At 57.5% G+C, this 14557-nt stretch carries 8 protein-coding genes; 7 read left to right on the top strand and 1 reads right to left on the bottom strand.

Features of this window, described 5'->3' with window-relative positions:
* From B4U49_RS04070 to B4U49_RS04060, 3 genes are all read left to right on the top strand, one after another.
* The coding region (locus tag B4U49_RS04070) for a TonB-dependent receptor (protein ID WP_143735521.1) at positions 1–2761 on the top strand (2761 nt) is incomplete at its 5' end.
* Between the two features lie 157 nt (positions 2762–2918).
* A complete protein-coding gene (locus B4U49_RS04065) occupies positions 2919–4427 on the top strand; it encodes a tryptophan halogenase family protein (RefSeq protein ID WP_078083297.1) in 1509 nt (502 codons plus the stop codon).
* 169 nt (positions 4428–4596) lie between these two features.
* Positions 4597–5778, top strand: a complete 1182-nt coding sequence (locus B4U49_RS04060) for a lytic polysaccharide monooxygenase (RefSeq protein WP_078083296.1) — start codon at positions 4597–4599, stop codon at positions 5776–5778.
* Positions 5779–5852: 74 nt separating this feature from the next.
* On the opposite strand, the gene manD is transcribed toward B4U49_RS04060, so the two are convergent.
* The gene (gene manD, locus B4U49_RS04055; protein WP_078083295.1) at positions 5853–7064 is read right to left on the bottom strand and encodes a D-mannonate dehydratase ManD; all 1212 of its coding nucleotides are present in this window, start codon (positions 7062–7064) and stop codon (positions 5853–5855) included.
* 271 nt (positions 7065–7335) lie between these two features.
* Between manD and B4U49_RS04050 the strand changes: the two genes are divergently transcribed.
* The 4 genes from B4U49_RS04050 to B4U49_RS04035 all read left to right on the top strand — a co-directional run.
* A complete protein-coding gene (locus B4U49_RS04050) occupies positions 7336–9516 on the top strand; it encodes an alpha-glucuronidase family glycosyl hydrolase (RefSeq protein WP_078083294.1) in 2181 nt (726 codons plus the stop codon).
* A gap of 329 nt (positions 9517–9845) precedes the next feature.
* Positions 9846–12872 (top strand): TonB-dependent receptor, encoded by a 3027-nt coding sequence (locus B4U49_RS04045; RefSeq protein ID WP_078083293.1) that lies wholly within the window; start codon positions 9846–9848, stop codon positions 12870–12872.
* 198 nt (positions 12873–13070) lie between these two features.
* Entirely contained in the window at positions 13071–13811 is a 741-nt protein-coding gene (locus B4U49_RS04040) for a SapC family protein (RefSeq protein WP_078083292.1), read from the top strand.
* A gap of 36 nt (positions 13812–13847) precedes the next feature.
* Positions 13848–14557, top strand: a 710-nt coding sequence (locus tag B4U49_RS04035; RefSeq protein WP_143735520.1) for a cupin-like domain-containing protein, incomplete at its 3' end; no start/stop codon positions are given.

Below are 14557 nucleotides of genomic sequence, written 5' to 3'. Positions count from 1 at the left end.
GGATGTTCCGCCGGAATTGATGGGTGGGGTGGATATTTACAAGAACCAGTCCGCAGACATGATCGAGGGTGGTATTGGCGGCACTGTCAGCCTGCGCACGCGCAAGCCTTTTGACCTGGCGGAACAGACTGTTTCCATTTCCGCGGATTACTCCCAGGGTGACCTGGATGAAGAGGGCACCCCGAGTCTGTCGGCCCTGTACAGTGACCGCTGGATGACCAGTGCCGGCGAATTCGGCGTACTGTTCAATGTGGCCCATTCGGAATTGCTGGGCACTTCCCACGGCATCCAGTCGGATACCTATCTGCAGTATTCCGCCGAGGGGATCGCAGGGGCAGAAGGTTTCGATACGGTGTGGATTCCCAACGCGTCCAACTTCTTCCAGAAAAATGATGAGCGCACCCGCAAGGGCTACGCGGCCGCGTTCCAGTGGGCGGATACCGACGAGACCATCCTCGCCACCGCGCAGTTTATGCGTTCGGATTCCCGTCTGTCCTGGGCGGAAAATGCCGTTAAATACCAGGGCGACGCCTACGATGCAGATCGCCGCGTAGGACCGCTGGCCGGAACCGAGTTTTCTTTCGATGACAACGGCGTGTTCGAGCAGGGCGCCATGGTGACCGAAGCCGGTTGGCGCGGCGGTTATGCACCGGGCGACGGCCAGTACGGCTCCAAATTCCAGACCGATACCCGGGTGAAAGATACCCACACCGTCGTCGACGATTTCGCGCTGAACCTGACACTGACTCCGAACGACAACTGGGAATACAGTTTCGACCTGCAATATATTCAGGCGGAAACCCAGGACGACGACCTGCAAATCGCTCTCGGCCAGTGGCTGCAGCAGAGCTACGATGCCAGCGGCGATACCCCGACACTGATCGTCGAGGATCCCAATACACCCTATGACGGCAGCAGTGATCCCAACTGGTTCCAGAACCCGGAAAACTACTGGTGGCGCTCTGCCATGGATCACTACGAGCGATCCGAGGGCGAATCCATCGCCGGGCGTTTTGACGGCACCTACCATTTCAGCGAAGAGCCCTTTGGCTTGCTGCGCGCTGCCAAATTTGGCGCGCGCATGGCAAGGCGAGACCAGACCGTGCGCCTTACCTCCTACAACTGGGGCACCATCGGCGCGGAGTGGAACACACCCTACTACCTGACCGACCCGGAAGTGGCAGATCAGGCGTACGAATATGTGAACTTCACGGATTTCCATCGCGGCGGTGTGGTGAACGTACCCGGGGGCGGCTTCCTGTTCCCGGATGCCGACTATGTCATGGGCGTCATGAAGGGGAACCGCGACCTGTTTATTTCACCGTCCGGTGATCCCTGGGAACCCTACCCGACCCGCGACGACATCGTTGCCGAAGGTATCTTCCAGGCACCGGAAGTCTTCGATACCACCGAGACCAATCGCGCCGCATACCTGCGCCTGGATTTTGGCTCGGATGAAACCGCACTGCGCTTTTCCGGTAATGTCGGCCTGCGCTACGTGGAGCTGGAGCGCGAGGCTCTGGGCTCGGTGCAGTACCCGGATCTTATCGGTCTGCCCTATCCCGCAGGTGCACCGGTGGACCTGGACGATTATGGCTCGGTATACGAATGGGGTGAGCAGGCCGTCGCAGATGGTCGCTACGCAACCGTCAAGGACGCCATCGCCTATGCCCGCGATGCCAACAACTGGCTGACTCAGGAAGAAAAAGCCTTCGGTAATGATGCCTTTACCCTGGAAGAAGGCTGGAGCAAATACAGCACCGTGCTGCCGAGCTTCAATCTGAAAGTGGAGCTGAGTGAGGAGATACTGACCCGCTTTGCGGTATCCAAGGCCATCGCCCTTCCAGATATGTCTGATGTGAAAAACCAGGCAGTAATCGGTGCCCGTCAGCTCGGTGTCGTGCGATTCTCCCCGGATGAATTACCGCCGAACGCGCCAGCGCCGGTAGAGGGGGAAGATAACGGCACCGATATCAAATCGGTATCGGAGGTGGACTGGGTTGGCTCCGGTGGCAACCCTTTCCTGTGGCCGATGGAGTCCATCCAGTACGACGCATCGGTGGAGTGGTATTTCGCCCAGGTGGGGTCCTTTACCACGTCGCTGTTCTATAAAGATCTCAGCGATACGTTTGTGACCGGTGCATTTCCACGGGAATTCGCCAACCCGGACACCGGACAGGTTCAGACCGTCGACTTTGAATCCACCGTCAATGGCGGCGATGGCTATATGCAGGGTGTGGAACTGGCTTATCAGCAATTCTACGATTTCTTGCCGGCGCCGTTCGATGGCCTCGGCCTGCAGCTGAACTACACTTGGATTGATTCGGGGCTTAGCAACAATGGCATCGGCAGTCGCGCGGAACCGGCCACCGGCGTGGAGGAAACTGCAGATCGCTACCCGCTGCCGGATATTTCTCTACTGCCTCTGCGCGGTGTTTCCGAGCATACCTATAACATCGTGGGAATGTATGAGAAGGGTCCCTGGTCCGCGCGCCTCGCGTACAACTGGCGCTCCAAATACTTGCTGACCACCCGCGACGAAATCAGTAAATACCCGATTTTCAATGACGATGCGGGGTATATGGATGGATCGGTGTTCTACAACTTCGACAATGGTGTGACGGTAGGTTTGCAGGTGTCGAACCTGCTGGATACACAGACCGAAACCATCATGCAGCTGGACAATGAGGGCACCGAAGCGGGACGCTCCTGGTTTATCCAGGACCGCCGCTTCGCCTTGATCGCCAGGGCGAATTTCTGAGTTTCCCGCACGGCATCCAGTAGTTGGAAACTGTTGTGCTTTCTCGTCGGCGCACTGTGCAAGCAGTGCGTCTTTTTTTTGATTTGCAGTCCACCGGTATGGCCGGTAACGTTGAGTGGAACGGCGATTAAATCGGGATACTACTCGGTTGAGAGAAATGAAAAATAACAATATACGCAAGATCGTGATCGTGGGTGGCGGCACTGCCGGTTGGATGGCTGCGGCGGCGCTTTCCCGCGTATTGAAAAGCCGATTTTGCGACATTGAGCTGGTGGAGTCGGAAAGCATCGGCACCGTTGGCGTAGGCGAAGCCACCATTCCCCAGATCCAGGTGTTCAATCATATGCTCGGTCTGGATGAGGACGAGTTCGTGCGCGAAACCTGCGGCACCTTCAAGCTCGGGATCCAGTTTGTCGATTGGGGAAGAAAAGGGGACTCCTATATCCACGCCTTTGGCGAAGTAGGCAAGGATATGGAGGGTATCCCGTTTTACCACTACTGGCTGAAAGAGCATCTGCGCGGCGGCAGCCAGGAAATTGGTGAATACACCCTCACCGCGCTGGCGGCACAGCAGGCGCGTTTTATGCGTTCCATCGATGCCGGTAACTCGCCGCTGTCCAATATTACCTATGCCTTTCATTTCGATGCGGTCCTGTACGCGCGTTATTTGCGCTCGTATGCAGAAAAACGCGGCGTGCAACGCATAGAAGGCAAGGTGATAGATACCCTGCTGGATGACGACAGCGGTTTTATCCGCTCGCTACGACTCAACGATGGACGCACTATCGACGGCGACCTGTTTATCGATTGCTCCGGGTTTCGCGGGTTATTGATCGAAAAAGCACTGGGTGTGGGCTATGACGACTGGCGCCACTGGCTCCCCTGTGACAGTGCCTGGGCGGTACCCTGCGAAGGCGACGACGCCCCGCTTCCCTATACCCGCTCTACCGCTCACAGCGCCGGTTGGCAATGGCGGATACCGTTGCAGCACCGGATTGGCAATGGCCATGTGTTCAGCAGTCGCTTTATGGATGAGAGCGCGGCGCAATCCATTCTGTTGAATAACCTGGACGGCAAGCCGTTGGCTGAGCCGAAACTGTTGCGCTTTACCACCGGCAAGCGCAAGCAATTCTGGCATAAAAACTGTATCGCCCTGGGGCTCGCCAGCGGGTTTATGGAGCCACTGGAATCCACAAGTATTCACCTTGTGCAATCTGCCATCGCGCGGCTGTTGAGCCTGTTTCCCGATCGCAACTTTGCCCGGGAGGATATCGACGAATACAACCGTCAGACCCATTTCGAAATGGATCGTATCCGCGATTTCCTGATTCTCCATTACCGCGCCACCGAGCGTGACGACAGCGAATTCTGGAACTACTGTCGCACTATGGATATCCCGGATTCCCTGGGACAGAAAATCGATCAGTTCCGTGCGAGTGGCCGCATCGTACGTGCGAACAGCGAGCTGTTTAACGAGTTGAGCTGGATGGAAGTGATGCTGGGGCAGGGAATCGTGCCGCACAGCTATCATCCGCTGGTGGATGCCATGGCCGAGGAACAGTTTGCTGGGCGGATGCGGGAAATCCAATCCGTGATGCAGAATTCGGTCGCGGCAATGCCATCGCACCGGGAATTTATCCGACGCCACTGCGCGATCGATTGCTAAGGCGACGTCACCGCGCACTTGGTGCAGGCAATTTTCGCCTGATTCACTCCACTAGTTTGATCTTATCCACAATACGGCGCATCGCCAGCGCTGTAAGGGGCTCATCTTCCGAGCTGTCCCGTCACGTCCTCAGCAGTAAACCGATAACACGTAGAATAAGAGGACAGTGATGATGGCAATAAGTTTGTGTAAAAAAAGTACCTTGGCAAAAGGCGCGGTGGTGCTGGGGCTATCCCTGTGTGCCGGCGCGGTATTCGCTCACGGCCTGATAGTGGAGCCGCCGGCGCGTAACGCTCATTGCGGCCTGAATGAAAAACCGGACCAGGCCACTACACCGGCCTGCGTCGAAGCCGCGCAGAAAGACTTCAGTGGTATGTACCAGTTTATGAGTGTGCTCACCCATGCCCAGGGTCACGCACAGGCCGACAGTACCAATGTGTGTGGCTTTGACAGCGAAACCTGGGATGGCGGCTCCACGCCCTGGGATTACCAGCTGGACTGGCCCACCAGCCCGATGGATGGCGGCACCCAGACATTTACCTGGAATATCAGCTGGGGCCCGCACTGGGACGATACCGAGGAATTCCGCTACTGGATCACCAAGCCGGGCTTCGATTACCAGGTGGGCGGGACCCTGACCTGGGATGACTTCGAGGAAGAAGCCTTCTGTGTTCTGAACTACGACGACAAAAATCCCACGGCGAACCCCAATGTGGTCGCGGAAAAAGCCAACAGCCTGTTTCATACCACCTGTGAAGTGCCGGAGCGGGAAGGGCGGCATATCATCTACGGGGAGTGGGGGCGCAATTACTTTACCTGGGAGCGTTTCCACGGCTGTGTAGACGTAGCGTTTGACGGCTCTGGTTCCAGTAGTGGCTCTTCCTCCTCCTCCAGCAGCTCCTCCTCAAGTAGCTCATCCTCGTCTTCGAGTAGCTCTTCCGGCGGTTCCTCGTCCAGCAGTTCCTCCAGCTCATCCGGCGGCAGTTCTTCTTCGAGCTCCTCCAGTAGCGGTGGCTCCAGCTCCAGTTCTGGTGGCAGTGCCGGTGGCGGTGTGAACTGTGAGTATGTGGTATCCAACGAATGGAACACGGGCTTTACCGCGGAAGTGCGCTTGACCAATACCGGCAGTGAGGCGGTGAGTGGCTGGGAAGTTCAGTGGGGTTATACCGACGGTACTTCTTTAGTGAACACCTGGAGTGCGGTTGTGAACGGCATGGGTCCCTTTACTGCGAGCAGTATGGACTGGAACGACACCATCGGTGCTGGCCAGACCGTCAGTTTTGGTATGCAGGGGGAAAAAGGCAGCAGTAATGCCGAGGTGCCGGTGGTCACAGGGAATATCTGTGAATAATATTTCCCGGTAAAAAACGTTAACGAAAAAGCCACCGGATTCCGGTGGCTTTTTTGTGGATAACCCGGCGTCTTTTACCAGTCGTGCATGCCGCCATCTTGCAGGCGGTTTACCGGCAGAAACGCGCGCTGGTAGGGGAAGTCTTTTGCCGCTTCTTCATCGATATCCACACCTAGTCCCGGTTGGTCACCCGGGTGCAGGTAGCCGTCGTTGAAGGTATAGCCGTGCGGGAATACCGCGTTGGTTTCGTCGGTGTGGTGCATATATTCCTGAATGCCGAAATTCGGGATGGATAAACCGAAATGCAGTGCGGCGGCCATCGTAATCGGGGATAGGTCGGTGGCGCCGTGGCAACCGGTGCGCACGTTATACAGGGCTGCCAGATTGGCTATTCGCCGCAGGTGGGTGATGCCGCCGGCATGCACCACGGTCGCGCGGATATAGTCGATCAGTTGTTCCTCAATCAGCTGCTTGCAGTCCCAGATACTGTTAAACACTTCTCCCACCGCCAGTGGAGTGGTGCTGTGCTGGCGGATCAGGCGGAAGTTGGCCTGGTTTTCTGCAGGTACCGCATCTTCCAGCCAGAACAGGCGGTAGGGCTCCAGGTCTTTGGCCAGGCGCGCGGCCTCGATGGGTGTCATGCGGTGGTGGGCATCGTGCAGCAGGTGGATATCCCAGCCCAGTTCTTCCCGGGCGCGGGCGAAGAGTTCCGGCGCGCTGCGTAAATATTTTTCGGTGGACCAGATGTTTTCCGTGGGCAGGTCGGCGTCCGCCGGTTCGTAGCGTTCCTTGTCTTTGCTGACGCCGTAAGTGGAACTCAACCCCGGCACACCGCTTTGTAGGCGCACGGCGCGGTAGCCCTGGGCGATATATTTTTTTGCCTCCGCAATGGTTTCTTCAATGCTCTCGCCATTGGCGTGGGCGTAAACCAGGTTGCCTTTGCGGCAGGCTCCGCCGAGCAACTGGTACAGGGGCAGGCCTGCTACTTTGGCTTTTATATCCCACAGGGCCATGTCGACAGCGGCGATGGCGGACATGGTGACGGGGCCGCGACGCCAGTAGGCGCCTTTATAGAGGTATTGCCAGATATCTTCGATCTGGTGCGCGTCGCGGCCAATCAGACAGGGCACAACATGGTCTTGCAGATAACTTGCCACCGCCAGTTCGCGGCCATTGAGGGTGGCATCGCCGAGGCCGTAGGTACCGTCTTCGGTTTCGATTTTCAGGGTGATGAAGTTGCGGCCGGGGGAAGTGGTGATAACCCGGGCGGACTTAATTCTCAGCATTTCGATTTTTCCTTTCCGCTGTGGCGAGGGCTCGGAAGTGGTTCTGTGGCGGCTGAGCGAGCAAAACTCCATTCAGTCGGACACACTGAGTCTCAGCTTAGCGATCAAATATGACCGCAACCATATCCCTTCAGGTAGCTTCCGCGGGGTCCATTCTGTGTTATGGTTTTGCTTTTGATAGCGCTACCATTTTAGCCCCGGGTGCTGCCGTAAAGAAAGCCCCGGACGCTGGAATCAACACCGCAAATAATAAAAAGCCCACGAGGTTGTTATGTCGAGCGATGTGTCCTGCCTGTCCCGAAACCTGCTGTTAGTTGCCACATTCCTGTATTCGGCGCTCCTTGCGGCGACCGTAAATGCGGAAGATGGCTACGACCTGTGGCTGCGCTACCAGCCGCTGGAAGTGGAGGCCAGGGACAACTACCGGCCGCAACTGCGGCAGCTGGTGATTCCCGGTAGGGAAGATTCGCGAACACTTCAGGCTATCGGTGATGAACTGCTACGGGGTGTCGGTGGGCTAATCGGTCGCGCGCCCGAGATGGCGAGCCGGATTCGCGGAGACGGCTTTGTACTGGTGGCAACGCCGGGCTCTTCCGCAGATGTCCGCGCAGCGCAATTACCGATGGATGCACTGGGAGAGGAAGGGTACCTGATCCGTGCCATTTCTTTGCGCGGTCATACCGGTACGCTGGTTACCGCGAATTCCGAGCGCGGTCTGCTGTACGGGAGTTTTCACCTGTTGCGTCTGTTGCAGACCCGCGATGCACTGGTAGGTTTAGATATCTCCAGTAGCCCGCGCATAGGCCTGCGCCTGCTGAATCACTGGGACAACCTGGATCGCAGTGTGGAGCGGGGCTATGCGGGACAGTCGATCTGGGACTGGTGGAACCTGCCGGATGTACTGGATCCGCGCTACACGGATTACGCCCGCGCCAATGCGGCAATCGGGATCAATGGCACGGTGCTGAACAATGTGAATGCCAGCGCGGATAGCCTGACGCCGCGCTATCTGGACAAGGCGGCGGCGCTGGCGGAGGTGTTCCGCCCCTACGGTATTCGCATGTATCTCTCCGCCCGCTTCAGTGCACCGGTGGAGATCGGTGGGCTCGAAACCGCGGACCCGCAGAGTCCCGCAGTACAGCGCTGGTGGCAGCACAAGGCGGACGAAATCTATCAGCGGATTCCGGATTTCGGGGGCTTTCTGGTCAAGGCCAACTCCGAGGGGCAACCGGGGCCGCAGGACTACGGCCGCTCCCATGCCGAGGGCGCCAACCTGCTGGCGCGGGCGCTCGCGCCCCACGGTGGAGTGGTGATGTGGCGGGCGTTTGTATACCAACAGGACAATCCCGAGGACCGCGCCAAACAGGCTTACAGCGATTTTGTGCCGCTGGACGGGCAGTTCGACGACAACGTCATCGTGCAGGTAAAAAACGGACCCATCGATTTCCAGCCCCGCGAACCCTTTCACCCGATGTTCGGTGCCATGCCGAAAACACCGCTGATGATGGAGTTCCAGATCACCAAGGAGTATCTGGGCTTTGCCTCCCACCTGGCCTATCTGGGCCCCATGTATGAAGAGGTGTTGCGCGCGGATACATTTGCCGAGGGGCCGGGCTCCACGGTGACGAAGGTGATTGACGGCAGCCTGCACGGGCAGCGCCTCACGGGGATTGCCGGGGTGGCGAATATTGGCCGCGACCGCGACTGGAGTGGATCCACATTCAATCAGGCCAACTGGTACGTATTCGGGCGCATGGCGTGGAACCCGGATCTCGCTGCGGCGACGGTTGCTCGGGACTGGTTGAAGATCACTTTCTCCGACAACCCGGAGCTGCTCGCAGGCGCACTGGATATCATGCTCGCGTCGCGCCAGGCGGTGGTGGACTACATGACACCCCTGGGCCTGGCGCACCTGATGGCGACCGGGCACCACTATGGTCCGGGCCCCTGGGTGTCGGATCTGGCGCGGCCGGAATGGAATCCTGCCTACTATCACCGCGCCGACCGCAATGGCATCGGCTTTGATCGCACCGCGGAGGGCAGCAATGCGGTTGCCCAGTACGCGACGCCAGTGGTGGAGAAATTTGCCAGCCGCAGTCGTGTGGGTGAGGACCTGTTGCTGTGGTTTCACCATTTGCCCTGGGATCACCGGATGAACTCGGGGCGGGATCTGTGGGAGGAACTGGTATACCGCTACGACCGCGGCCTTGCCGAGGTGCAGGAGATGCGCACGCAGTGGCAGGCACTTGCGCCGCTGGTGGATCGGGAGCGGTTTGATAAAACCGCGCGGCTACTGGCGGTACAGGAGCGCGAGGCAAAATGGTGGCGAGATGCCTCCATTGCCTACTTCCAGTCTGTATCGGCGAGACCGCTCCCCGACGGAGTCGCGCCACCGGCCCGGGATCTCGCGTATTACCGGGCGCTGGAATTCCCCTGGACGCCGGGGCACTGAAGCCGTCGCGAGAAGCCCCTTACGGTTTTTTCATCGTTCACGTTCGTCGTCCTTTTCTACTGCGGCGCGCGTTATGCGCGCTCCACCGCCCCCTTTTCACCGCAATTTTTTGCCGCATGCGGGGGGACTATCCCCGCCGTTGAATCGTCTTTCCAAGTAGATAGGGAATAAACCACTTGACTCACCGAGTCAGCAGGCGTATCTCTATTATGGTAGCGGTACCATAAAGATTAGAATTTAAACAAAAACCAATAAAAACCGCAGACTCCAAATCGGAGTGGTCCAGTCGATCGGGGTCGTTCGCGGTAAATGCGAAGAGGGAAATCCAAATGTTCAAACGCACAAAACTGTCCGGTGCTGTGGTGGCGGCCATCGCTTCCATGACCTGTGCACCGCACTTGCTGGCCCAGGAAAACACCACCCTGGAAGAGGTGACCGTTACCGGTATCCGCGCCTCCATGGATCGCGCCATGGACATCAAGCGCGACTCCACCGGTGTGGTCGACGCCATTTCCGCAGAAGATATGGGTAAATTCCCGGACACCAACCTGGCGGAATCCCTGCAGCGGATTACCGGTGTATCCATCAACCGGGTTAACGGGGAAGGGGCGGAAGTCACCGTGCGGGGTTTTGGCCCGGACAACAACATGGTTACCCTGAACGGCCGCACCATGCCGACCGGCACCACCTACGGTGGCGGTAGTGGCGCCGACGGCACTACCCGCGCCGCCGCCAGCCGCGCATTCAACTTTGCCAACCTCGCTTCAGAAAACGTCAGCGGTGTTGAGGTTTATAAGACCAGCAAGGCCAATGTCGCCACCGGTGGTATCGGTGCCACCATCAATATCAATACCATGCGCCCGCTGGATAATCCGGGCCTGACGGCGAATGTGGGCGTGAAAGCCGTAGCCGACACCACCAACCGCTACAACGATGACATTACCCCGGAGTTTTCCGGCATCGTGAGCTTCGCCAATGAAGAGGAAACCTGGGGCGCGGCCCTCGCGCTGAGTCACCAGCAGCGGGATTCCGGTTACTCCGGTGTTACCGTCAACAACTGGAACATCGGTGTTTGGGGCGAGGACGATCTGTACAACCAGGGTGGCGTACCCGATGCGGACAAGGCCGAAATCGTCAACGCACCGCAGGACGGCCAGCTGTACGCGCGTCCGAACGATTTCCGCTACGCATTTTCCGACACCCAGCGCGAGCGCCTCAACGGCCAGCTGACCCTGCAATTCAAGCCCACGGAAAAAATTACTGCGACCGTCGATTATCTGTACGCGGATAACGATATCGAAGAGCATCGCGGCGAGGTGGCCAACTGGATCCAGAACGGCTCCAACGTTGCCCGCGTGGTGTTCGATGATTCCGAAATTGCCACTCCGCTCAGTATTACCGAAGCTTACGGCGGCACCGTGGATGTGGGTTACGAGCAGCAATACCGGTCCCAGAGCAATACCCTGGATTCCCTCGGCCTGAATGTAGAGTTCGAGGTAAACGACAGCCTGACCCTGGCATTCGACGTGCATGACTCGTCCATGGAAAGTCTGCCCACCGGGCCGGACCGCGCTGGTGAAGTGGCTATCGGCCTCGGTTCACCCACCGTTACCGGAAAAACCCTCGACTTCACTGGCACCACGCCTCAATACGGCTACAGCACCAGTGTTCCTGGTAATGCCCTGACCGCGGAGCACGTAGGTTCCTCGATTTTGCGTGTGCGCGGTGCGGGTTCGGTAAACGACATTACCCAGGCGAAATTCGACGGTAGCTTCGAATTTGATAACGGCCGTTTCGATTTCGGTGTCGAAACCCGTCAAATGGAAATGAGTGCCTACCAGACCTCTGGTGTTAACCAGGCGCTTGGTAACTGGGGGATTGCAAACCCGGGTGAATTCCCGGCGGATATGCTGGACGTCATCAACGTTGCCAGTCAGTTTGAGGACTTCAATACCGGCAGCAGCCCGGTCACCGGTTTCCGTGGCGATGCGGTGGAACTCACGCGCTACGCCAACACGCTGTATCCGGGAACCTGCCTGTGTGTTTCCGATACCAATTCCTTCAATGACACTCTCGAAGAAGACACCGCAGCGGCTTACTTCCAGGTTGGCCTGAACAGTGAACTGGCGGATATGCCGGTCAACTTCCTCGCCGGCGTGCGTTACGAGACCACCGACGTGGATTCCCAGTCTCTGGTAAACCCCATCCCTTACCTGGTCTGGGAAAACAACAATGACTTCTCGCCGGGTGCAGCGGGGGATCAGCAAACCTGGGCGGATAAAGCCAGCTATGACAACCTGTTGCCGAGCCTGGATTTCGATATCCAGTTTACCGAGGACCTGGTGGGCCGCTTCTCGTACAGCAAGTCCATCGCCCGCGCCGGTTACAGTGACCTGAAAGTGGCGCCGGGTAACTTTGCCCTGGACGGTTCCACCCGCAACGGTGCGATCCCCACTGCAACTTCAGCCAACCCGGGACTGCTGCCGCTGGAATCCAATAACCTGGACCTGTCGGTGGAGTGGTACTACGGCGATTCCAGCTATGTATCGCTCGGCTTCTTCGAGAAGCGTGTGGATAACTTTATCGGTACCGGTCAGGAAGACGAAACCCACTTCGGTATTCTCGACCAGACTTCCGGTCCGCGTGCGCAGGCAGCAGCGGCTGAACTCGATGCACTGGGCCTGGCCACCGACGACACCAACCTCTATGCCATGGTGGTGTTGATGGAGCACCCGGAAGCCATTACCGACAACCCGGATGTCTTCCCCAACGGGGTGTTCGAAGGTACCAATGAGCAGCTGCTGTTGCTGGGTGAAACCGATGGCTGGGATGTGATCCCGGAAAGTGGCGATCCCGAAATGGTGTTCCGCACCAGTAAGCCGATCAACAACCGCGAAGCGAAAATCCACGGTGCCGAACTGGCCGCGCAGCACTTCTTCGGTGAAACCGGCTTCGGTGTCCAGGCCAACTACACCATCGTGCGCGGTGACGTAGGCTTCGACAACCTGGGATTGCCTACTGAAAACCAGTTTGCCCTGACCGGTCTCAGCGATACTGCCAACGTGGTGCTGGTATACGAGAACTTCGGCTTGCAGGCGCGCCTGGCGTACAACTGGCGTGATAAGTTCCTTACCGCCACCAACCAGGGCTCCTCGCGCAACCCGCGTTATGTGGATACCTTCTCACAGATTGACCTGAGCGTGGGCTATGACCTGACAGATCAGATCGCCCTGTCCTTTGAAGGCATCAACATCACCGGCGAGGACATCACTGAGTACAACCGCAATGAGCGTATGGTGCGCTATATGGATGACCTCGGTGCCCGCTACCAGCTGGGTGCTTCCTACAAATTCTGATGGAAAGTTTTGTCCTGATGAAACATTTTGTAGAGAAGGATCAGTAACGTGAAGTGCAAAAAGCCGCTGGAAACAGCGGCTTTTTGTTTTCAGAAAATGCCGGTAGTATGAAGTTCAGGTACACACCAAATAAAAACTGATAGAGATATCAGTCCCTGAACGAAGCGCAGCTTCAAAGATAATAATAACGGGGTAACCATGAAGAATAATTACGTCCTGCTCAATAATGTCGAGCATGCAGATCTCAAAGTGGTGGAACAGTATTCCTGCGAGGCGGGTGATGGTGCTGCCGCGGTCATGACGTTTCCTACCGAATTTGAAAACATCCAGCGGGAGTATCCAATCCTGTTGCGAAAAAATCCCGAAGACGACACATTTCAGGCGGTTGCCATTCTCGGTCTGCAGAAAGGGGAGAGCCTGTTTCTGGCAGAAGGAGAAAATTCCCCTGCCAATGGTTGGACGGGCAACTATGTGCCCGCCATGGTGGCTCGCGGCCCATTTATCATTGGATTTCAGGAAGGCAGTGAAAATAACGATAACGCGCAACCAATGGTTTTTGTGGATCTTGAACACCCCAGGTTGAGTCGTACCCGGGGTACCCCGCTGTTTAAAGAGTTTGGTGGCAACAGCGCTTACCTTGAGCATATCTCCGGTGTGCTGCGTATCATTCACCAGGGCGCGGAAGTCGCGCGTGCGATGTTTTCCGCACTGGATGAGGTGGGCCTGATCGAACCTGTGTCCATCAATGTCGATCTGAAAAATGGCGACAAACACCAGCTTTCCGGCTACTACACCGTCAGCGAAGAGCGCCTGAACGCGCTGAGTGGTGAAACCCTGCATGCGCTGAATGCCGCCGGCTATCTGCGCGGGGTATTCCTGATGATCGCCTCGCTCGGCAATATCGAACATCTTGTCGCGCGCAAGAACCAGCGTCTTTAAACCGGCGAAATTCCGGGTGATTGGGAGGTGCAGGCCATGGCAGAAGAAGCGGCAAAAAAATTGCTGAAAGTTGAAACGCCGGTGGAAGTTATCGATGGGCTTGAGCCGGGGGTAATTCCTCAGGAAATTCTCACCACCTGCAAGCCGGTGGTTCTGAAGGGGTTGGTGAGTCACTGGCAGCTGGTAAACGAGGGCGCGCGCTCACCTGGAGCGGCGGTGGACTATCTCACCAGCTATTACAATGGCAAACCGTGCCTGGTGAATTTCGGGCGCGGCACTGCGGACGGTCGGTATTTTTATGACGAAGATCTGCGTGCGCTGAATTACGATACCCTGCGCTCACCCATCGACGAAGTGCTGCAGTGTATTCTGGACACGCTGGATGGCCATGCCGCAAGAAAAAATACGGAAGGCGAGGCCTATACCTCTTTTTATATCTCCTCCACCTCGGTAGACGGCCACTTTCCCGGACTGAGGTCGGAAAACGACCTGGCAATCCCCCGTATTGATCGCGGCTATCCGGTTTCCCCTGCGCAAATGAAGATCTGGATCGGCAATCCCTCGGTGGCGAGCTGTCATTACGATGCGCTGGACAATATTGCCTGCTGCGTTGCCGGTCGTCGTCGTTTTACCATCTTCCCGCCGGACCAGTTCGAGAACCTGTATTTTGGCCCGCTGGACCTAACCCCCGGGGGCCAGGCGATCAGTATGGTGGATTTTTCCAATCCCGACTTTGAGCGTTTCCC

It is taken from the genome of Microbulbifer mangrovi (assembly GCF_002009015.1).
Lineage (GTDB): Bacteria > Pseudomonadota > Gammaproteobacteria > Pseudomonadales > Cellvibrionaceae > Microbulbifer > Microbulbifer mangrovi.
The sequence above is the reverse complement of the archived record's forward strand: the minus strand, read 5'-3'. Positions and strand labels throughout refer to the sequence as shown.

Coding starts and splice junctions, on each gene's coding strand:
- B4U49_RS04065 (WP_078083297.1), top strand. CDS start 2,919: ATGAAAAATAACAATATACGCAAGATCGTGATCGTGGGTGGCGGCACT.
- B4U49_RS04060 (WP_078083296.1), top strand. CDS start 4,597: ATGATGGCAATAAGTTTGTGTAAAAAAAGTACCTTGGCAAAAGGCGCG.
- manD (WP_078083295.1), bottom strand. CDS start 7,064: ATGCTGAGAATTAAGTCCGCCCGGGTTATCACCACTTCCCCCGGCCGC.
- B4U49_RS04050 (WP_078083294.1), top strand. CDS start 7,336: ATGTCGAGCGATGTGTCCTGCCTGTCCCGAAACCTGCTGTTAGTTGCC.
- B4U49_RS04045 (WP_078083293.1), top strand. CDS start 9,846: ATGTTCAAACGCACAAAACTGTCCGGTGCTGTGGTGGCGGCCATCGCT.
- B4U49_RS04040 (WP_078083292.1), top strand. CDS start 13,071: ATGAAGAATAATTACGTCCTGCTCAATAATGTCGAGCATGCAGATCTC.